The sequence below is a fragment of the Pseudocnuella soli genome (assembly GCF_004347775.1).
Lineage (GTDB): Bacteria > Bacteroidota > Bacteroidia > Chitinophagales > Chitinophagaceae > Flavisolibacter > Flavisolibacter aquaticus.
This window is the reverse complement of record NZ_CP037755.1, coordinates 1,502,178-1,524,062: the sequence shown is the minus strand read 5'-3', so window position 1 is coordinate 1,524,062 and position 21,885 is coordinate 1,502,178. Positions and strand designations below refer to the sequence as shown.

The 21,885-nt window shown below is 49.8% G+C and carries 17 protein-coding genes; 10 read left to right on the top strand and 7 right to left on the bottom strand.

The window, feature by feature from the left end; translation table 11 throughout:
* Positions 1 to 90 precede the first annotated feature (90 nt).
* Positions 91 to 3,264 carry a tagaturonate reductase gene (locus EPD17_RS20380; RefSeq protein ID WP_132052764.1) on the bottom strand — a complete coding sequence of 1,058 codons (3,174 nt, stop codon included), beginning with the start codon at positions 3,262 to 3,264 and terminating at the stop codon, positions 91 to 93.
* A gap of 549 nt (positions 3,265 to 3,813) precedes the next feature.
* Here EPD17_RS20380 and EPD17_RS06480 point away from each other — a divergent pair.
* Complete coding sequence (locus tag EPD17_RS06480; protein ID WP_132052761.1) at positions 3,814 to 4,218, top strand: DUF6717 family protein; 405 nt, start codon at positions 3,814 to 3,816, stop codon at positions 4,216 to 4,218.
* A gap of 11 nt (positions 4,219 to 4,229) precedes the next feature.
* On the opposite strand, the gene EPD17_RS06475 is transcribed toward EPD17_RS06480, so the two are convergent.
* The 5 genes from EPD17_RS06475 to fucP all read right to left on the bottom strand — a co-directional run bounded on the left by EPD17_RS06475 (position 4,230) and on the right by fucP (position 9,330).
* The gene (locus tag EPD17_RS06475) at positions 4,230 to 5,273 is read right to left on the bottom strand and encodes a Gfo/Idh/MocA family oxidoreductase (protein WP_132052759.1); all 1,044 of its coding nucleotides are present in this window, start codon (positions 5,271 to 5,273) and stop codon (positions 4,230 to 4,232) included.
* Positions 5,274 to 5,335: 62 nt separating this feature from the next.
* Entirely contained in the window at positions 5,336 to 6,163 is an 828-nt protein-coding gene (locus EPD17_RS06470) for an amidohydrolase family protein (RefSeq protein ID WP_132052757.1), read from the bottom strand.
* A 115-nt stretch (positions 6,164 to 6,278) separates the two neighbouring features.
* Positions 6,279 to 7,136 carry a fumarylacetoacetate hydrolase family protein gene (locus EPD17_RS06465; RefSeq protein ID WP_132052755.1) on the bottom strand — a complete coding sequence of 286 codons (858 nt, stop codon included), beginning with the start codon at positions 7,134 to 7,136 and terminating at the stop codon, positions 6,279 to 6,281.
* A gap of 68 nt (positions 7,137 to 7,204) precedes the next feature.
* Positions 7,205 to 7,969, bottom strand: coding sequence for an SDR family NAD(P)-dependent oxidoreductase (locus EPD17_RS06460; protein WP_132052753.1), 765 nt, complete (start codon positions 7,967 to 7,969; stop codon positions 7,205 to 7,207).
* Positions 7,970 to 8,049: 80 nt separating this feature from the next.
* Positions 8,050 to 9,330 (bottom strand): L-fucose:H+ symporter permease, encoded by a 1,281-nt coding sequence (fucP, locus tag EPD17_RS06455; protein WP_132052751.1) that lies wholly within the window; start codon positions 9,328 to 9,330, stop codon positions 8,050 to 8,052.
* A 552-nt stretch (positions 9,331 to 9,882) separates the two neighbouring features.
* Here fucP and EPD17_RS06450 point away from each other — a divergent pair.
* Both EPD17_RS06450 and EPD17_RS20095 read left to right on the top strand, forming a co-directional pair.
* Positions 9,883 to 10,128 carry a hypothetical protein gene (locus EPD17_RS06450; RefSeq protein WP_114235773.1) on the top strand — a complete coding sequence of 82 codons (246 nt, stop codon included), beginning with the start codon at positions 9,883 to 9,885 and terminating at the stop codon, positions 10,126 to 10,128.
* Between the two features lie 148 nt (positions 10,129 to 10,276).
* Positions 10,277 to 10,963 carry an SET domain-containing protein gene (locus tag EPD17_RS20095; protein ID WP_132052749.1) on the top strand — a complete coding sequence of 229 codons (687 nt, stop codon included), beginning with the start codon at positions 10,277 to 10,279 and terminating at the stop codon, positions 10,961 to 10,963.
* Positions 10,964 to 11,035: 72 nt separating this feature from the next.
* On the opposite strand, the gene EPD17_RS06440 is transcribed toward EPD17_RS20095, so the two are convergent.
* Positions 11,036 to 11,422: a DUF4783 domain-containing protein gene (locus EPD17_RS06440; RefSeq protein WP_114235771.1), complete on the bottom strand. Its 387-nt coding sequence runs from the start codon at positions 11,420 to 11,422 to the stop codon at positions 11,036 to 11,038.
* A gap of 124 nt (positions 11,423 to 11,546) precedes the next feature.
* Here EPD17_RS06440 and gpmI point away from each other — a divergent pair, with 124 nt between their 5' ends.
* The 7 genes from gpmI to uvrC all read left to right on the top strand — a co-directional run bounded on the left by gpmI (position 11,547) and on the right by uvrC (position 21,565).
* Complete coding sequence (gene gpmI, locus EPD17_RS06435) at positions 11,547 to 13,067, top strand: 2,3-bisphosphoglycerate-independent phosphoglycerate mutase (protein ID WP_132052747.1); 1,521 nt, start codon at positions 11,547 to 11,549, stop codon at positions 13,065 to 13,067.
* Positions 13,068 to 13,179: 112 nt separating this feature from the next.
* Complete coding sequence (locus EPD17_RS06430; protein ID WP_132052745.1) at positions 13,180 to 13,701, top strand: hypothetical protein; 522 nt, start codon at positions 13,180 to 13,182, stop codon at positions 13,699 to 13,701.
* Positions 13,702 to 13,906: 205 nt separating this feature from the next.
* Positions 13,907 to 16,105, top strand: coding sequence for a TonB-dependent receptor (locus tag EPD17_RS06425; protein WP_132052743.1), 2,199 nt, complete (start codon positions 13,907 to 13,909; stop codon positions 16,103 to 16,105).
* A 566-nt stretch (positions 16,106 to 16,671) separates the two neighbouring features.
* Positions 16,672 to 17,250, top strand: a complete 579-nt coding sequence (locus EPD17_RS06420; protein WP_114236668.1) for an RNA polymerase sigma factor — start codon at positions 16,672 to 16,674, stop codon at positions 17,248 to 17,250.
* Positions 17,251 to 17,274: 24 nt separating this feature from the next.
* The gene (locus tag EPD17_RS06415) at positions 17,275 to 18,642 is read left to right on the top strand and encodes a porin family protein (protein WP_132052741.1); all 1,368 of its coding nucleotides are present in this window, start codon (positions 17,275 to 17,277) and stop codon (positions 18,640 to 18,642) included.
* A gap of 343 nt (positions 18,643 to 18,985) precedes the next feature.
* Entirely contained in the window at positions 18,986 to 19,564 is a 579-nt protein-coding gene (locus EPD17_RS06410) for a hypothetical protein (RefSeq protein ID WP_132052739.1), read from the top strand.
* Between the two features lie 174 nt (positions 19,565 to 19,738).
* Positions 19,739 to 21,565 (top strand): excinuclease ABC subunit UvrC, encoded by a 1,827-nt coding sequence (gene uvrC / locus EPD17_RS06405; protein WP_132052737.1) that lies wholly within the window; start codon positions 19,739 to 19,741, stop codon positions 21,563 to 21,565.
* Positions 21,566 to 21,885: the final 320 nt, after the last annotated feature.

Below are 21,885 nucleotides of genomic sequence, written 5' to 3'. Positions count from 1 at the left end.
TTTTGAACCACAAAGACGCTAAGCACACCAAGCAACATAAAGAAACATCTTAGTGAACCTTTGTTGCTTTGTGCCTTCGTGGTTCAAAACCTATAACGACACGCCGCGTTTCCACGGAATAAAATCATCCTGCCCTTTCCGCACGGCACATACTTCCTGCTCGCCACTGGCTACGCGGATCACGTATTCCAAAATACGTTCGCCGGCCTGCTCAATGGTTTCCTCGCCATCGATAATGGTGCCGGTATCGATATCGATGATGTCGTGCATTTTTTGTGCAAGTGCCGTGTTGCTCGAAATTTTTACCACTGGCGCAACCGGGTTGCCCGTAGGCGTGCCCAGGCCGGTGGTAAACAGCACTACGTTGGCACCCGAAGCTACTTCGGCTGTGGTGCTTTCCACATCGTTGCCCGGCGTGCACAGGAGGTTCAATCCCGGTTTGGTTACCAGCTCGGGATAATCGAGCACGGCCACCACCGGCGAGGTACCGCCTTTTTTAGCTGCACCAGCCGATTTGATGGCATCGGTAATGAGGCCATCTTTGATGTTGCCCGGCGATGGGTTCATATCGAAGCCCGAACCTGCTTGTACCGCCCGCTGGTTATACACCTGCATCAAATGAGCAAAACGTTCTGCCGTTTCCGTATCCACGCATCGGTCGCTGATGTTTTGCTCGGCACCGCACAGTTCCGGAAACTCGGAAAGGATAACAGAGCCACCCAGCGCTACCAACAAATCGGATGTATAACCAATAGCAGGATTGGCTGAAATACCGGAAAAACCATCGGAGCCGCCGCATTCCAGTCCGATGCACAATTTGCTCAGCGGCGCGGGCTTACGTTCCAGGCTATTGGCATACACCAGCCCGGCAAAAGTTTGCTTGATGGCTTCGGAAATAAGGTTAGCTTCGGTGCCCATTGCCTGTTGTTCCAAAACATACACCGGTTTGCTGAGCGAAGGATCGCGTTTGGCCAGTTCCTCGAGCAGCATTTGAGCCTGTGCATTTTGACAGCCCAGGCTTAACACCGTGGCGCCTGCCACGTTGGGATGTGCAATGTAACCTGCCAGCAGGCCACACAATGCCTGTGCATCCTGGCGGGTGCCACCGCAGCCGCCATCGTGTGTCAAAAATTTAATGCCGTCGACATTGGGAAAAAGTGCGGCCCGCTTTTGCGCCGTTTCCGTTACTTGCAGGTCGGCGTTCAAGATGGCATCAACCGATGCGCCGCTTTTATACAGATCTACCAGTTGGGCCACAGCCACGCGGTTTTGGCGGTTACGGCCAAAACCCAATTCTTCTACCAATGATTCGCGCAGCACATCGAGGTTGCGGTTTTCGCAAAATACCATCGGAATCACCACCCAATAGTTAGCAGTGCCCACTTTGCCATCGGGCCTATGGTAACCACTAAATGTGCGGTTGGCAAATTTCGAAACATCGGGCTTGGGCCAATCCAGTTTGCGGTCGCCAATGGTAAATGGGCTAGCCGCATGTTTGAGGTTGGAGGTGGTAATAACGCCACCCCGTACAATGGCCGTATGGGCCTTACCCACCAGCACACCATACATATAAACAGGATCGCCGGGCTGCAGATCGGTGGTTACAAATTTGTGTTTTGCAGGCACCCGTCCCGGCAGCGTGTATGCATCACCGTTATAATGGAGCGTTTCGCCTGCTTCCAGGTTGGCCAGTGCCACCAGCACGTTATCGTCGGGATGAATTTTTGTTATGCGGTGTTTCATTGCCGGTGTTGGCTGTGCATGGTCGGCGTCCAGTTGGAGCGCCTGTGGCAAGCCACCAGCCAAAATTATCATTAAATGCTCCAGCACCGCTTCGGAAAACAGGGGCAGCTGGGTAAGATCGGTACCCCACAGCGTTGTATCGGATAAAACCGCTTGCACTACGGCGGCAGGTTCTCCTTTTTGCCAATGCGCAAACAATGTTGCGGCCTGGTCATCTTGTATGGGATACAACTGCCCGTTCCATTCGCCAAAGTACTGGCCATCCTGCTGGCGCACTGCTTTGGAAAATGCCAGGTAGCCTGCAAAGCCCAGCGCCATTCGCTGCGGCACAGTTGCACTTTTACTATAATGCTCCTGCAGTAGCGGCACACAACGGGCTTTTATTTTAGCTGTGTATTGTACACTGATAGACAACCATTGGTGGCGGATATGCGGGTTGCGGAACCGGTCGAGCACCTGGCGGCCAAAAGCTTCGGCCACGCTGGCATCAACCGGGTAAGGTATGGCCGGTGCGATTTCTTCGAGCATCAGCCCGGTTAAAAACCGCGTGAAGCCTGCATTGTTCATCGCATCTTTTACCGTTGCAAACGGCGCCAAAAATGCAACGGCGCAACTTAGCGTATGCGTGGCATTGAGCAGGCGCAATTTCAGTTCGCGGTGCAGCCTGATGTCCGGCGCAATGAGCACACTTGGATCGGCCGCTGCAAAACCCAATACCTGCCGCACATGGTCGTCGCCTTCAATGGCCCACAGCCGGTACGCTTCCGACATGGTGAGCAGCGCATCTTCGTAACCCAGTTCTCTTTCAATGGCAGCTTTTGCCGCAGTATCGGGTATGCCCGGAACTATACAATCGACCAGTGAATTGCAAAAGCGGTTGTGCGCCTGCAGCCATTGGGCAAAAGCGGGCTCCAGGTTGGCCTGCTGCGCCAGCTGCTGCATCATTTGCGCCAGCTTGGTTCCATTGTCCGGCACCAGTTCGGTAGGCACGATCACCATGCCGCTTTCGGGGCTGCCGCCAAATGCCTGGTAACGCTGGTACAAAAACGCCAGCAGCTTGCCCGGGAACGAAGCCGGCGGTGCCGCATGAATATCATCGGGCACCAATTGAAAACCGGCCTCGGTGGTGTTGGATATAATGATCTGCAACTCGGGATTGCGGGCACATTCCAAAATAGCACTCCAATCGCTGGCGGCATTAAGCACCCGGCTGATGGATGCATTGATCCCATTTTCCGAAACCGCCTTTCCTTCTTTTACACCGCGGATGCACAGCGTGTACAACCCATCCTGCGTTTCAAATGCATCGATGCTTCCCTGCGCCGTGCTTTTTACCACCACCACGCGGCCATTGAACAGGCCCATTTTATTGGCTTTGTCAATAAAGTAATCGGGCAGGCCGCGCAGCAATACACCGGTGCCAAATTGCAGCACCTTTTCGGTCAGTGAAAAAATTGCGTCGTTCGGGATACTCAGGCTTTTGGCTGAAATATTTTTAAGGTTTGACCGGGAAAGTTTCATGTATAAAATGATTCCTTAATGGCATGGTGAACAATGAAAAACATGGCATCGCCACATATCGTATCGCAAGTGTACCGAGAAATAAACGCCTGGCAAATGATTTATAAAAAAAATTTGAACAAATACAACAGTTAAGAGCAGCAACAGGCATATTATTTAAATAAAAAACGAAAAAATGGCACTGCATTAAAAAATATCGAAATGTAGCGACGTGCATTTTGGCTCATTCGCTGCCCTGCATTTAAACCCGGATAAATTTGATTACTGTTGTAAGGTTGTTGCAAACAGCAACAATGGTGTTGTAAATTGACAGGCAAACGGGTAGCTCCATATTCTTAATACGTAATGGTTTCAAGCACATTGGTTAAAGAACAATCAGCACTTTGCAATAAGTATTGACATTTATTTACCAAAGCTATCGCACACACCTGGCTAACTTGCAACCCGAATAAGGCAGGATATTGCTACCCCTTTGCAGTGACGCAAAAAGATGATACTTTAAAAGGTAGTTTCACCCAGCCTTCAGTATTTATAACCCATTAACCGAATATGTTTGCTAACGAACTTGCCCTGCACGCCCAACCCGCCCCACAGGCCTTTGAAGAGGCTTTTTGTTTTGTAAAGCTGGAAGGATGCTGGCGACTGGTACTAACCGGCGCCAACGGAAAGCCGCCTACCGAGGTAGTGCTCACTTCGGGCATAGACGAACTGCTGCACCTGCTGGCACGCCGCAGCAACGAGCTATGGCTGCGACTGGAGCGCACTGCTTTTGAAGGTGCTTCGGTGCTGGTGCTCGATGAGTTTTGCCCCGCGCCACAAGGCGGTGCGTACTACCGCATTTATCCAAGGGAAGGCAAGGTGCTGAAACAACGGCTATGGGTATGCGAAGTAAGCCTGCTTATTTTTGGCGACCTGCCGGAGCGCATTTATTACAAGTTGCTGCGCAGAAAATAAAATCAACCATTTTACAGATCCACCACGCGGCCTTCGCGGTTGCTGCGGTGTGCGGCTTCAATGATGCGGATGATGGCGATGCCATCTTCTGCACTAACGGGCACCGGTGCACCGTTGCGTATGGCCTGCCATACCCCTTCGTACAAGCCGGCATAGTTGCCCTGCAGGGTTTCCACTGTTTTACGAACCACGACGCCATCCCGTTCGGTGTGGAGCAAGCCACGTTCGCTTTGCGGCTCGGTGCCCCAGTCTTCGCGGTTGGGCAGTTGGCCTTCGGTCAGCGCGGTTTCCTGCACATCGGTCCGTGATTTTAAAAACGAACCTTTCGAACCGTGCAAAATAAACCCGGCCCCTGCTTCCCGCACCAGGTAGCTTGAATGCAGGCGTACCCTAAGCGTTGGATAATACAGCAGCACTTCAAAGTAATCATCTACTTTAGAAATGGGCCGCACGGTGCGGATGTCGGCAAAAACGCGTTGCGGCATACCAAACAGCACCAGTGCCTGGTCGATGAGGTGCGAACCAAGATCGTACAGCACGCCGGTGCCTGGTTGCGGCACTTCCTTGTGTTGCTTCGGGCTTAATTCCACTTTGTATCGATCAAAATGAATCGACACTTCCACTACATCGCCCAACACACCTTGCTGCAACACTTGTTGCACCGTTTTGAAATCGCTGTCCCAGCGGCGGTTGTGGTACAGGGCTAACACTTTGCCTTTCTCTGCTGCCAGTGCTGCCAATGTTTGGGCCTCGCCTTCAGTGGCGGTAAATGGCTTTTCCACCAGCACATGTTTGCCCGCTTCCAATGCCATTTTGGTGTATTCAAAATGCGTGTAGTTGGGCGTGTTCACCACCACCAGTTCAATGGTATCATCAGCCAGCAATTCCTCGTAAGTAGACACGCTGCGGATGTATGGATAACTGGCCGCAGCCAGTTGTTTGCTTCGCTCCCACACGGCATACAATTCAAAACCAGGAAGTACGTGCAGGAACGGTGCATGAAACACTTTTCCCGACATGCCGAACGAACAAATTGCGGTGCGAATGGGCTTCATGATGAATTGGTTTATTTTGAAACAACCCGGAAAGGCTGTTTATAGTTAATAAATATATTGGCTTACAGCTTGTAAAAACGCACTGCATTTTCACCAAAAATAGCAGCCTGTTCTGTTGCAGAAAAAGACAAGAAATATTGCGCTACGATGTTCAGAGCAGCATCATAACCACCGGCCACATTACACACGGGCCAGTCGGATCCATACAGCAAACGGTTGGTGCCAAATGCCTCGACGACTACATCCAGGTAAGGTGTAAAATCCTCCCCCTTCCAATCCTGCCAGGCGGCTTCGGTAACCATGCCCGAAACCTTGCAGCAAACATTGGGATGCTGCGCTAATTGCCGAATATCTTTTGCCCATTCATCGATCTTTCCTTCGCGGATCTGCGGCTTGGCAATATGATCGAGCACAAAGGGCTGATCAGGGAAAAGCGCCACCAGTTCGGTGCAATATTGAAGTTGGTCGGTAAATACCAGCAGGTCGTAAGTAAAGCCCCATTGTTGCAACGCAGCAATGCCTCGTTTAAAATTGGGCCGCAGCATCAATGCACGGTCGCTTTCGCCCTGCAGCACATGCCGAAACCCTTTCGTGGCAGGCATTTGATGGTAATGCTCCAGCCGCTCTTCAATGTTAGGCGCCTGCAAATCCACCCAACCCACAACACCTTTGATGAAGGAATTTTCTGCTGCCAGCGACAGCAAAAAATCATTCTCCGCTTCTACCTGGTCGGCCTGTACTGCCACGCAGCCATCAAAGCGGTGCTGTGTTAAAATGGGCTGCAAATCGCTGGGCAAAAAATCGCGGCGGATAGCCGACATATCATCCGTTATCCATGAATGCCGCTCAGGACTGTAATGCCAGAAATGTTGGTGACTGTCGATGCGCATAGGAAGAGTAAGATGGAAGTGATGGCAAATAAATAACAAGGCAAAATTCAAAAGGCAAAAAGAGAAGCAACTTTTTGTTAGCCGTTTTTACTTTTTGAATTTAGCCTTTTTGAATTTAACCGGCTTTATAAGCAACTACTTTTTGTTTGCTTGTGCCCAGTCCGTCGATGCCGAGTTCCACTACATCACCGGGTTTGAGGTATACCTGCGGGTTCATGCCGAGGCCCACACCGGCGGGAGTACCTGTTGAGATCACATCGCCGGGCAGCAAAGTCATAAACTGGCTGACGTAGGAAACCAGAAACGGGATTTTGAAAATCAGGTTGGCGGTACTTCCATCCTGCATTTTTTGTCCATTAACGGTAAGCCACAACCGAAGATTATCTATATCCGCAATTTCATCTTTTGTTACCAGCCAGGGACCAAGCGGCGCAAACGTATCACAGCCCTTGCCTTTATCCCAGGTGCCGTTGCGTTCCAGTTGGAAAGCCCGTTCACTCAGGTCGTTGTGGAGGCAATATCCGGCCACGTAATTCATCGCATCGGCTTCATCCACATAGGTTGCTTTTTTCCCAATTACTACTGCCAGTTCCACTTCCCAATCGGTTTTTTCCGAGCCGCGAGGAATCATCGTATCATCGTTTGGGCCGCACAGCGCCGTAGTCGATTTCATAAAAATGATGGGCTCCGAAGGTGTTTGTGCACCGGTTTCTTTTGCATGATCGGCGTAGTTGAGGCCAATGCACACAATCTTCGAGGGCCTTGCCAGTGGCGGCCCCAGGCGTTCGCCTTCCGGCATGCGGGGCAGGCTATCTCTTCGCGCCGCCACAAACTGCTCCAGCCGCGCCATGCAGCCTGTTGCAAAAAACTGCTCGGTATAATCGGTTTCAAAAGATGAAACATCGAGGTATTGATTGTCCACTACCACACCCGGTTTTTCTGCACCAGGCTGGCCAAAGCGAAAAAGTTTCATATAAAGTGAAGTGGTTTAAGGTTCACAAATGTAAAGGGTCGATTTTGCGGTAGCAATACCAAAAGCGTTTAGTTATTGAGCTTGATAAAACCACCGTCAATCGGATAGTCGCAACCGGTGATGAACGATGCTTCATCAGAGCAGAGATACAAGATCAGCGTTGCAATTTCATCGGGGTTGGCCATGCGGCCGATGGGCTGCGACTTGCTCAATTTATCCATCATTTCGGCTTCCCGACCGGGATAGTTTTTTGCCAAAAACCCATCCACAAACGGCGTGTGTACCCGCGCCGGCGATATGCAGTTGCAGCGAATATTCTGGTGCAAATAATCGCGGGCCACGGAAAGCGTCATGGCATAAACAGCACCCTTACTCATGCTGTAAGCAAAGCGGTCCGGGATGCCTACAATGCCGGCAATCGACGCCAGGTTCAGGATTACACCTTTACCCTGCGCCAACATCAGCGGCAGCACTGCATGAATGCTGTTATACACGCCTTTTACATTTACGCTAAACACCCGGTCAAAATCGGCCTCGCTGGTATTATCGGCTTTGCCAATATGCGATATGCCGGCACTATTTACCAAAATATCTACCTGGCCAATTCCTTGCAACACTTCCTGCACTTCCTGCTGGTTCACCACATTGCACACATGCGCCGATGCTTGTCCACCGGCATCCTTAATGGCTGCAGCTGTTGCTGCTGCTTCATCGCCGTTCAGGTCCAGCACATGCACCTCCGCACCCTGGCGGCCAAACAACAGCGCAGTGGCTTTGCCAATGCCGCTGCCCGCACCAGTGATCACTGCTTTTTTTTGCGTTAACTGAAGCATCCTTGTTTTGTATTTTAAACGTTTTTTTTGTTTGGCAAAATGCATTTTACAGCCGCTCCAAACTTTTGTACGATTCCATTTTAATGGGTTAAAGCCAGTGCGCCTTCCCCATCCGGCACGGAAGCTTTTTGCTGTAAAGCAAAAGCCAGCACTACTATAAAGCAAAGTAACGGTATTATATAAGCGATTTGGATGTTGCCGCCGGTAGCATCTGATATTTTCCCCATCAGCAGCGGGAACAACGCACCGCCAACAATGGCCATCACAATCAGCGAAGAAGCGATCTTTCCTTCCTGTCCCAGACCATGAATGCCAATGGCAAAAATGGTAGGAAACATGATGGACATAAAAAACGGAACCGCCATCAGCGCATATACGGCAACGGGGCCCGAAACAAATGTAGCGACCGCCAGCAGCGCCATACAAATAACAGAATAGAGCGCCAGCAGCCTTTCGGGGCGAATGTACTTCATGAAGAACGTGCCGGTAAAGCGGCCGAGCATAAAGCCCACCATAGCAATGGAGCCCCAGTAAAATGCCGCATCTTTTTCCGGCATATCCATTACATGTTTTGAAAAGCGAATGAAGAACGAACCCACGCAAACCTGTGCACCGATGTAAAAGAATTGTGCGACAACCGACCAACGCACCTGCCGGTGGCGCAACACACGGAACGAAAAAGGAACTTTCGCCTCGCCTTCCTTGCCTTCGCCTTCAGGGAGTTTGGTAACAAAGAAAAATGCAGCCAGCAGCAACACCAGCACCGCAATGACGAGGTAAGGAATTTTGATGGCCGATGCTTCGCTTTGCAGGTAAGCCTCCAACGTGCCCGCAGCCTGCATTTGCTGCAACTGTTCCGGCGTGTGCTCAATGCCCGAAAGTATAAACTGACCGCCAATGATGGGTGCAATAAAAGCACCTACACCATTAAATGATTGTGCAAAATTGAGGCGTTGTGTGGCCGTTTTTTCATCGCCCAGTTTGGTGATGAATGGGTTGGCTACTGTTTCGAGAAAAGTGGCGCCGCTGGCAATAATAAACAGCGCACCCAGGAATAAGCCATAGCTACGCGTAGATGCTGCGGGTAAAAAAAGAAGTGCACCAACGCCATACAACAGCAGCCCTGCCATGATGCCCCGCTTAAATCCATATCGGTACATAAACCAGCCCGCGGGCAACGCAATGAGGAAATAAGCCAGGTAAACAGATGAATCGATCAGCGCCGATTCGGTATCGGTGAGTTGGCAGGCTTTCTTTAAATGCGGGATCAATATGGGATTGATGTTGTGCAGGAACGCCCAGAGAAAAAACAGGCTGGTTACAAGAATAAAAGGAAGCAGATACTTGTTTTGTTTGTGCATGGCGGTTTACATCGTTAAGGTTCGTTTGCAGGTTTATCCCCTTGCGCATCGCTATTTGCGCTTTGCAATAGTTGCAGAAAAGTACAACGGGTAAAAATGCAGGCGGAAGATACGGCATTCAACCTTTTGCGTTATTCACCAAATATGCCCTAATATTAAAGGCCTGTTGTTAAGGTTCATTTATATAAAGGTGGCCGGCTTTAGATTTAAAACAAAACGGCACACTATTATTAAGAAAATTTAACCTGCGGTTGCTGCAGGCTGTTTTTATAAATTGCTTACCTTAACGCTCTGATTTAGCTCGCCCTGCTGCCATTTTAGGCAGCCTGTTACATTTCCCGGCCTCGATTCTATCATTAGATTAAATCGTAAGATTATGCAACCAGTAATCTGCCTCGGAAAAGTGTTCGGTTCATTTGCATTCGCTTCAGCTTATTCGTTTCATTAATGTGCACTGATTAGTATCCGGTGCCTGCCTCACTGCATCTGCCTTTTTGCAACGAATTCACTAACCTGTTGCCAGCCCTTGCCGGCAATGCAAATTGTGTGGTCATGAAGTTATCTCAATTCATTATGCTCAGCGAAGGGGAAAAAACCAAGGCGCTGATGTGTGAAGGTGTTTTGGTGGGCAAACAAAAAGAGCTGCCCATGATCCGGTTTTTGTTTCAGTTGGATGCGTTTTACGTAACCATGCATTGCGACAGCAGCTCCAAAAAGGTAAAAGAGTTCACAGCATTTACCGACACCGGTTTGCTGCAGTCGTTCCTCGATGAAATTTCGCTTAACGGTATTGTTTAATGTAGTGCAACAGGCGATGGGCAACCGGATATATCAAAGCATATAGCCTTGTTCATCGCCTGTTTTTTGCTTGCGCCTGTTGCACAAATCGCAAGATTTATCGCTCCTTTCCTGTTTTATTGGCGCCCTTTTCTTTTCTTCGTTGATTATGGCTTTACTGGAACACATCCTGGTAATTAAAAACTCCACCCTGCCCGGCGCCGGCAAAGGTTTGTTTACCAAAAAATTTATCCCCAAAGGCACCCGCATCATTGAGTATAAAGGACGCGTTACCACTTGGAAAGAAGTGGAGCACGATCACGATAATGCATACCTGTTTACCGTGCACCCGGGCCGTGTAATTGACGCCAAACGATCCTTGAAAGCAATGGCACGCTATGCCAACGATGCCCGCGGATTTACCCGTGTAAAAGGCATCACCAACAATTGCCTGTATTACCGCGATGAAAACGACCGTGTGTTTTTGGAATCAAAACAAGACATACCTGCGGGCAGCGAAATATTTGTGAGCTATGGCAACGATTACTGGAAAGTGATGCGCGAAAACCGCCGCATTGAGCAGGAGCGCCTGAAAGAAGAAGCGGCCGAAAACAGCAACAGGCGGGCCGCCAAAAAAAGCAAGTCGGCAAAAAAGGCAGGTGCCAAAGCAAAGACCAAAACCAAAGCCACCACCGGAACAAAAGCAAAAGCAATAACTAAAAAAGCTGCTGCTAAGTCGACGTCAAAAGTAGCGGCTAAGGCAAAAGGCAAAACTGCAGCGAAAGCTAAAACCAAAGCAGCAGTGAAAACAAAGACCAAAGCTGCCGCTAAAGCAAAATCAAAAGCAAAGCGCTAAACATACACATAGCAAAATGGCCTACCAACCGGTAGGCCATTTTTATGTTCTTTAACTCCTGCAACGCACCGGTTAGGGCTGAAAGCGTATTTCCTTAATCAGTTGTTTACCGCCATCGGCTTTCATAAACACCGTAGTACGATAGGTACCCGATTTGGTGTTGAGCATACCAATGCAATATTCATTGCCTTTGTTATCGCCTTTGTGTTTTACTTCAAAACCGGTGACGCCGTTGCGGGCAAAAAAATCTTTCAGGATCAGCACGGCCTGCGCCTTGCTGTACGTGTCCGTTTTGTTCGGCATCGAAATATCCAGGTTGCCATCCATATAGCGCGACAACTCGGAGGTATTACCATTGCGCAAAGCGCCAATCACGCTTTCAATGCTTTGGCCGGGCCCAAAGGCACTCAGCGTAATGATGGAAAAAGCAAGGGTTAACAGGAGTAAATATTTTTTCATGTCTGAAATTTGCCCGTAAGATCGAAAAATATGCCTAAATCACCTGTTAAAGATCAGGCAGTCAAAATAAACAAAACCTTCACGTTTTCGATAGCTTTGCAGCCATTCAACAACAAACCACTCCATGGCACAACGCAAAGTTATACTCGTTATAATGGACGGCTGGGGACTCGGCCAGGTAAAAGGGGCTGATGCTATCCAGAACGCCAATGTTCCTTTTGTACAGTCGCTTTACGGCAAGTTTTCGCATACCACGCTCACCACCTGCGGCGAAGACGTGGGCCTACCCGAAGGGCAAATGGGCAACTCCGAAGTAGGCCACCTTAACCTCGGTGCCGGCCGCGTAGTGTACCAGGAGTTGCAGCGAATTAATGTGGCCATCCGCGAAGGCATTTTGGCCCGCAACCCCGAACTGATTGCCACCCTCGATTATGCCCGCAACAATGGCAAGGCGCTGCACCTGATGGGCCTGGTGAGTGATGGCGGTGTGCACTCACACATCAACCACCTGAAGGCGCTGCTCGACATTTGCAAAGAAGCAGGCGTAACCAATGTGTTCATCCACGCATTTACCGATGGCCGCGATACCGACCCCAAAAGCGGGCTGGGTTTTATTACCGAATTGCAGGAGCACATTGATAAAACCGTGGGTAAAATTGCTTCGGTTAGTGGCCGCTATTTTGCCATGGACCGCGATAACCGCTGGGAGCGGGTGCAACTGGCATACGATGCAATGGTTAAGTCAAAAGGCACCACTGCAGCCAACGGCATTGAAGCCGTGGTGCAGGCCTATACCGAAGGCGTGACCGATGAATTTATCAAGCCAACCGTAATTATGGAAGGTGGTTTGCCGGTTGGTCCCATTAAGGATGGCGATGCTGTGCTGTGTTTCAACTTCCGCACCGACCGGCCCCGTGAAATCACCAAAGTGCTGACGCAGGCCGATATGCCGGAGTATGGCATGAAAAAACTGAACCTGTACTACACCACCATTACCGAGTACGATTCGACGTTTGAAAATATCCATATCATTTTCAAAAACGACAACCTCGATAATACGTTGGGGCAGGTAATTGCGCAGCAGGGATTAAAACAAATCCGCATTGCCGAAACCGAAAAATATCCCCACGTTACGTTCTTTTTCAGCGGCGGCCGCGAAACCACTTTTGATGGCGAAAGCCGCATTTTAGTGCCATCGCCGAAAGTGGCCACCTACGACCTGCAGCCGGAAATGAGTGCACTTGAACTGACCGATGCCATCGTTCCGGAAATTGAAGCGGGCAATCCCGATTTTATTTGCCTCAATTATGCCAACGCCGATATGGTGGGCCATACCGGTGTGTTTTCGGCAGCCATCAAAGCAGTAGAAACGGTGGACTCCTGCGTGGAACGCGTGGTTACAGCAGCCCTGAACAGCGGCTACACGGTGTTCCTTACCGCCGATCACGGCAACGCCGATTTTATGATCAATTCCGATGGTTCGCCCAACACGGCGCATACACTCAACCTGGTACCGCTGTTTATCATTGATAAAGAATGGCGCGGCGAAATTAAAGCCGGCAAACTGGGCGATGTGGCCCCTACCATCCTCACCATGATGGGGCTGCCTGTGCCTATTGATATGACCGGCAACATCCTGGTATAACAATGTAATGACGAGGACGGAACAGTCCGTTCCTTCTGTATTTAGGCCCGGTGCATTCCTTTGCACCGGGCTTTTTTTTGTGCGGCTAATACCAGTACTTTTATGGTCTGAAATGTTGTGGCGTAGAAAAAATAAACTGCTGCTCCTGCTGGGTATTGCCGGGATGATACTGGCACCGCTACTGCTGCTGTTTTGCCTGCAAACAACCCAATATCTGCTCAAGGTGTCGGCTGCGGCGCGGCTGGAAGGCCGGCGGCAGCAAACCATCGTGCTGCACAAAGATGCGGTGCGCTGGGAAGAACCGGGCCGTGAGCTGAAGATCGGGGGCCGCTTTTTCGATGCCAGTAAGGTTACTTACAGCGGCAATTACATCGCCGTTACCGGCCACTTTGATGACATGGAAACTGCGGTAGCGCAGTTGCTTGAAAAAGCAGTGCACCACAGTACCAATGCAGGTTTGTTCAACAGGATTTTATTGTTGTTGCAATGCGTGGTGGCCATCCCCATATTGGCCTTATTATTAACTCCCTTGAACGCTTGGCTTACGCATCGAATGCGGCCCGTTTGCCTATACAAAAATCCCTTCTCCAACACCAATGCGCTGCCGCCCTGGCTGCCCCTTTCCCAAGCTTAAACGTTTTCAAAAACAATTTCCAGTATGTAGTAAAACTGCATACCGAGGATTTCTATTTGCATAAAATAAAAGGACAGCCTTTTAGCTAAATGCTGTGCGGGTACACCTGCATGACATGGACGCCGTATATACATGGCTGCTCCTATAACGCGGCATTTATTATATCAGGAACGAGCAACGGTTTTATTTAAACTTTACAACACACATGAAGAAAATATTTGGCCTGGCCACAGCGCTGGGCCTGTGGAGTGGTGCATTTGCCCAAACCGATACATTGGCGGAACGCAACATGGAAGAAGTGATCCTGTACGCCAACAAATTTGCGGAGCGCAGAAAAAACATCGTACAAAAAGTAGACGTCGTTTCGGCCGGACGCATTGCCCAATTGAACACCCCAACCATGGCCGAACTGCTGCAAACCACCGGCAATGTGTTTGTGCAAAAAAGCCAGATGGGTGGCGGCTCGCCGGTGCTGCGCGGCTTTGAAGCCAGCCGGGTGCTGCTGGTGGTGGATGGCATTCGTATGAACAACGCCATTTACCGTGCAGGGCATTTGCAAAGCGCTATTACAGTGGATCAAAACATGCTGGAGCGTGTGGAAGTGTTGTACGGGCCTGCGTCTACGTTGTATGGCTCCGATGCATTGGGTGGTGCGGTGTTGTTTCGCACCAAAGCACCGCAACTTTCCACCACCGGTAAAACAGCATTCAGCGGCACCGCATTTGCCCGCTATGGCAGCGCCGCCAACGAACGTACGTTGCATGCCGATGCCAGCATTGGCAGCCGCCGGTGGGCCTGGTTGCAATCTTACACGGTAAGCGATTTCAACGACCTACGCATGGGCGACAATTACCCTGATAAGTATCCCAATTTTGGCCGACGCAGCCAGTATGTGGCCCGCATCAATGGCATTGATTCCATTGTGCAAAACAGCGACGACCGCATCCAACGTTTTTCGGGTTATCGGCAAATGGACATCACGCAGAAATTATTGTTTCAGGAAAATGCACGGGTAAGCCACGGGCTAAACCTGCAATGGTCCAACTCGTCGGACATTCCACGCTACGACCGCTTGCAGGATGTACGCAACGGGGCGCTTCGCTATGCAGAGTGGTACTATGGTCCGCAAAAACGTGGCCTAGCGGCGTATGAATTGAACATTATCGATGCGGGTTTCTTCGACAACCTGCGGGCCATTGCATCGTACCAGCGACTGACAGAAAGCAGGCACCAGCGCAATTACCGCAACGCCAGCCGCGACAACCGCATTGAAGACCTGGATGTGGTGCACATATTGGTAGATGGTAAAAAATACTGGAAGCAACACGAACTGACCACCGGTGTTGATGCACAGCTCAATTGGCTGCAATCAACTGCATTTAAGCAAAACATCAACAACGGAACGAGAAGCCCGTTGGACAGCCGCTACCCCAATGGCGAAAACCGCTTTCATAACGTAGGTGTATATGCGCAGCATATTGCTAAATGGGCCGGCGGTAAACTGGTGCTCAACGATGGGTTGCGCCTGCAGGCGGTTTCGTTGCGCAGCACTATTGCCGACAATTCATTTTTCCGTTTTCCATTTACCGAAATTGAGCAAGACAATATAGCTGTTACCGGCAACATTGGGCTGGCTTATATGCCTACGGCAAAAAGCAGGTACACCATTGGGGCTTCATCGGGCTTCAGGGCACCGAATGTAGATGATGCCGCACGGGTTTTTGAAACGGCTGCCAACCAATTGATTGTTCCCAACCGCGACATCAAACCCGAGTACACGTACACGTTTGACCTGGGTACGCAACAGCAATTTGGTGATGTGGTGAAGATCGAAGCAAACGCATTTTACACCCTGTTGCGCAATGCCATTGCACTGGCTCCGTTTGCACTAAATCGGCAAACAACTGTAGCCTACAACGGCGCCCAGGTGCCTGTTTTTGGCAACCAGAATGTAAACAAGGCCACGATCTATGGTGCGCAGGCTTCGGTTACGCTGAATGTTACCCAAGGGTTATCGCTGTACTCAACACTCACGTACACCAAGGGAGAATTGGATGATGCGGCAAAGGGCACCATCCCGATGGATCATATTCCGCCGGTGTATGGCAAAACGGCCGTTTCGTTTACACATGGCCGTTTGCGTGCTGAAGCGTTTGCGTTGTACAATGGCTGGAAAAAAGCAAAAGACTACAACCCGAATGGCGAAGACAACCTGCAATATGCCACGCCTGATGGTATGCCGGCCTGGACTACGCTGAATGTCAACACCGGTTATACGTTTACCGACCGCCTTGTGCTGCAGGCCAACGTAGAGAATATCCTCGACCGCAACTACCGCGTTTTTGCCTCCGGCTTTTCGGCCCCCGGCCGCAATGTGGTGGTGGCGCTGCGGGTTAGGATGTAGGGAGTAGTCGGAGGACGGAAGACGGAAGTCCGAGGACCAAAGACTGGGAAGGCAGTAGAGACAGAAAAGACGGATTTTTATTTTGATATAGTCCTGCAGGTGTTGGCCGGTTGGTTCGATGCCTGTGGGGCTTTTTTGTTTTGTGGTTTTAAATCGGTTAGTTGTGTAGGATGTTGGTGTTTGTGTAGTGTTGTCATGCCAAACTTGTTTCGGCAACTTCTTGCGGTTAAGAAACATTTAGAAAAGGACAGACTGTTACTTCTTCTGATAGCGTATACTATTGGAAGGAGATGCCGAAACAAGTTCGGCATGACAGTCACTGATTGTTGGCGACTGTTTCTTCTTGGCACGATTAACAACAGCCTTCCTCTTTTACTTTATAACATCACCGGTCTACATCTCCCCTTCTTCCTCCGTCTTCCGACCGCGGACTTCCGTCTTCGGACTTTCCTGTCTTTCCCGTCTTTTCTGCCTTTTCCGACTTTACATTCTTCCATAATATTTCCCTGCCGGCGCAGCATTTAGCACAAAAATTTGTCTAACTTACAGGCAACCCCCAGGAATATATGACCGAGGAAGCCATTGTACAAGGCTGTTTGAAACAACAGGCATCAGCACAAAAAGCATTGTATGTAAAATACAGCGCAAAAATGCTGTCGGTTTGCTACCGCTATGGCCATAACCGAGAGGACGCTGAGGACATGTTGCAGGAAGGTTTCATTAAGGTGTTCTCACAAATCCACACCTTTAAAGGCCAGGGCGCTTTTGAAGGCTGGATCCGGCGGATCATGGTGCATACCTGTATCAACATCCTGAAAAAGAACAAAAAGTTTAATGAAAGCGTGGACATACTGCAGGCCTCCGGTTTGCATACCCGCGATGAGGTAGTGCCGTCCATCATCCAGGCAAAACAGGTGGTGGAGTGCATCAGGTTACTACCCATAGGGTACCGTACCGTGCTGAACCTGTATGCTATTGAAGGATTTTCGCACAAGGAAATAGGACAGATTTTGGACATTGAAGAAAGCACCAGCCGCAGCCAGTACACCAGGGCTAAGGCCATGCTCGAAGACGTGCTGATCCGGAAGAACATCATTCAGAAACCAAAAACGGATTACCTGATTGCAGCATCCGGTAGCAAATAAGCGGCTCGCAAATGCTGACTGATTATGGAGAGAAAGTTTCACCAAGACGATTTTGACCAGTTTCTAAAAGATAATGCTGACGATTTGCGCATGAAGCCATCCGCTGCTGTTTGGGAAAACATATCCAAAGAGCTGAACCGGAAAAAGCGCAGGGTCGCAGCCTTTCTTTTGGCTGGTGTTACGCTGCTATCGGGCGGCTTGTTTACCTGGTACACCCTGACCCTGCCCGTTGAAAAAACTGCGGCATTTCCACAAGAGTCCGCCCAACAAATAGCCATTCCAGCTCAAACAAAACCTGACCTTTTTGTAGCAAACAACAATGCGGCACCTGGAGCTATTAGTGAAACGGCACCAATTGTTGGACAAATTGCAACCAGCAAATCATCAATTCAGCGCAACGATAATAAAGCAATAACGGAATCCACACCTGAACTCTTTCCCGAAAACTTTATTACCACTTTGGCTGCAACCAACGAGCAAGCAACAAGCATCGATCTTGCTGCCGCAGCTACCCGCAACAGCGCGGTGCCGGCGCATTTGCTGCAAGCAGAAAGAACGAGCATGCAACCCCGCCTCCATGGCATTCAGCAAAATACATTTAAGGCAAACGCTCCTGCCGCAACAGAGGAACCCGCCATTGCCACTGCACCAAAAGCACAGAAAAGGCGATTGCTGAGCTGGAGCATTTTTGCAACGCCTACTGTTAGCTACCGCAAACTTTCCGAGAATAAAACCTTTGAGCGACCTTTCCTGACGCCGGGCACACCGCCAATGGTTTCGGCGCTGTACAACATCAACAACGCGGTGATCCACAAACCGGACCTTGGGCTTGAATTTGGCGTAGCCGCAAAATATGCGCTGACCAATAAACTAAAACTGCGCTCCGGCTTCCAGTTCAACATCAGCCGCTACGATATCAAAGCCTTTTCCTACATCCCCGAAGTGGCTACCATTGCACTTAGCAACGGCTTTGGTGTAGACTCGGTTCGGGCCGTGTCGAACTACCGCAACTTCAACAACGGCAGCATGTCTAACTGGCTGCAGAACATGTATTTCCAGGCATCGCTGCCGGTGGGCCTGGAGTATGAAGTGGTGGGCAACAAAAAAGTAAAATGGAACGTGGCAGCAGCCATCCAGCCCACATATATTATTGGCAACCGGTCGTATATGATCACTGCCGATTATAAGAACTATGCCCGTGTGCCCTGGCTTACCCGCCACTGGAACATGAACACCAACGTGGAAACCTTTATCACATTTCAGTCGGGTAAAAACGAATGGCATATAGGCCCGCAAATGCGCTACCAAGCCCTTTCTTCGTTTGTAAAAAAATACCCGGTTAAAGAAAACCTCTTTGATTTCGGGATGAAAGTGGGTGTGACGATTAGGTAGGCAGGAGTCCGATGTCGGAAGACGGAAGACGGAAGTCCGAAGACCGATGTCCGAAGACAGGAAACACGGAAGAGACAGTAGAGACGAAAAAGAAGATAACCGGTTGCTTTTTCACCATACTGAACAGTCCTTCGAGTTTTCGCCAACAAATGGCGCAACGCTTGAAGGACTTTTTTTTTCATAACATCGACTGAACCAAAACATCATTGACTCTACCGCCCAACTTTCCTGTCTCTTCCGTCTCTTCCGTCTTTCCTGTCTTCGGACTTCCGTCTTCCGACATCGGACTTTCCCTTCCGACATCCGACTTCGCCCTTCCATGTCTTCCAACTATTTTTGCAATATGATAAAAGAATTGCTGCCGCTGGCGGCCCTGCTGGTTTTGGCTTCCTGCTCGGGCGGCCAAAGCAGCGAAGAGGCGGTTGAGTTTTTCCCGGTTTCCTCTTATCTCCATAGCCAGGTGTCGCATATCGATTCGTCACTGTACCCGCTGCGCCAGATTGTGCGGCGCGACGGCGTTTCCGACACCACATTCCTGCACCGCGTAGCGTTTCGCAAAGCCGCTGCCGATTTTCTGGCAGTGCCCGATATTGCCTCCGACAAATGGCGCGATGAATACACCGAAACCCGCCACTACGATGACATGCTGAAGCTGGCCGTTTTTTCCTATAAGCCCAAAGACGAAGACGGGCCGGTGCTGCAGCAAGACGTAACTATTGAACCCAATGCTACTGAAGGCGATGCGGTGCGGACTATTTTTATCAACCAGATCATCGACAAAGGCGACAGCTCGGTGCAAAAGAAAATGTTGTGGGAAGTGGGCCGCCGGTTCCAGGTGGTTACCACCGTTTCCCGTGCTGGCGCTGCCGATGACGTTCAAACGGCCGAAGTTTGGTGGGGACCCTACCCTTCGGCAGAATAATTGAAGAAGGTTCCATTGGCTCCAGTTATTCAAAAGATTCAAACGTTGGCGATGCATTGATGTTCACCGTTAGTTTAACAGGAACAAAATACGTCCAAAGCCTTTATCTCGTTTAAGACAGGGAAAATTGGAACACCCGTTACTTGGTCGATTTTATTTCGCCAGCAACCTATTATGACACAACCTGAATTTCAACATATAGCGCCTACCCTGCCGCAAAACCCGGGCATTTACAAATACTTCAATGCCTCCGGCGAGCTGTTGTATGTAGGCAAAGCCAAAAACATCCGCAAACGCGTTTCTTCTTATTTTAATAAAACATACACCACTTACAAAACCCACGAACTGGTGAAGCGCATTGCCCGCATCGAGTTTACGATCGTAAACTCGGAGCAGGATGCTTTTCTGCTGGAAAACTCGCTGATCAAGCAGTACCAGCCCATGTTCAACATTAACCTCAAAGACGATAAAACCTATCCGTATATCGTTATCAAAAACGAGGAGTTTCCAAGGGTGTACCTTACCCGCCAAAAGCTGCCCGATGGCGCACAGTATTTTGGTCCTTACACATCGGTGGGCAAAGTGCGGGACCTGCTAAATTTCATCAAGCAAACCATTCCGCTGCGCACCTGCCCGTTGCCGCTAACGCCGAAAAACATTGAAAAAGGCAAATTCAAGGTTTGCCTCGAGTACCACCTGGGCAACTGCAAAGGCCCCTGCGAAGCGCGGCAATCTTTGGAAGATTACAATGAAAATATCCAGCAGGTAAAAAACCTGCTGCGCGGGAACCTCGGCCCGGTGATCCAGCATTTCAAGGCCGAAATGAAAGGCCATGCGCAAAACCTGGAGTTTGAAAAGGCAGAGCAAACGCTTAAGAAAATATCTTACCTCGAAAGTTACCAGGCCCGCTCCATTGTGGTAAGCACCAGCTACGAACACCTCGATGTTTTTTCCATAAAAAAAGACGACGGCATTGCTTACGTCAATTACCTGATGGTGCAGAACGGCGCCATTATTCAAACAAAAACCTTGAAACTGGAAGCGCAGCTGGACGAAGGCGAACCGGAAGTGCTGGCGTTTGCCATGGCACAACTGCGCACCACGTTTGGTTCCGAAGCAAGAGAACTGGTAGTGCCTTTTGAATTGGAATACGAAGAACCTGACACGACCCTCACCATCCCGAAAGGCGGCGACAAAAAGAAATTGCTGGAGCTTTCGGAAAAGAACGTACAGTATTTTATTGACGAACAAAAGAAGACCGACCGCCTGAAACTGGGCGCCCAAAGTGCAGACAAGACGCCCATTTTGGAAATGATTCAACGCGACCTGCAACTGCCGGCCCTGCCCATCCACATCGAATGCTTCGATAACTCCAACTTTCAGGGCAGCTACCCGGTGTCGGCAATGGTGTGTTTTAAATACGGCGAGCCCAGTAAAATGGATTACCGCCAATTCAATATCAAAACGGTGCAGGGCATCAACGACTTTGCTTCGATGAAAGAAGCGGTGTACCGCCGATATAAGCGCCTGAAGGCAGAGAAACGAACCTTTCCGCAGCTGGTAATCATTGATGGCGGCAAAGGGCAGTTAAATGCGGCGCAGGAGGCCATTGAAGAACTCGACCTTTCCGGCACCATGACGCTTGTGGGTTTGGCAAAAAATGAAGAGGAACTGTTTTTTGTGGGCGATCAGCAAAGTTTAAAGCTGCCCTTTGACAGCGCCAGCCATAAAATGATCCGCCGCATCCGCGATGAAGTGCACCGCTACGGCCTCACCTTTCACCGCAACCAACGCAGCAAAGGAACGTTTAAGAACGAGCTGGAAGAAATCAAGGGCATCGGTAAAAACACTGCCAGCCAGTTGCTCAAAGCTTTCCGGTCGGTGAACGGCGTACGCAAACAGCCGGAAGAAGCGATTGCAAAAGTAGTGGGTGCCTCGAAGGCAAAAATTATATTGAATTATTTCAGCGAGGGAAATGAAACTGCGCAGCAAGCGCAATAAAAAAATTAGGGGCCGGATAGAAATCCAGCCCCGTTTAAAATCCAATATCCTATGAAAAACCGATGTAAAAGTAGGCGCTTTGGTGGTTACGGAAATCAGGTATTTCCCGCAATTTGAAAATATGTTTTCCACATGGAAATACTGCGCATTTTGACTGGCATCGAATTACGTTACTGCTTTTGTTCTTGTTTAATAATTTGATGGATAAGCTTTTACAAGAAGCAGATTCCCTGCAACGCTGATTAACCAAAGCTTTGGCTTACCGTTGTCGGCAGAATTTTATCGCTATGCTAAAATTCAGAAGTGCCTGATTCTACACC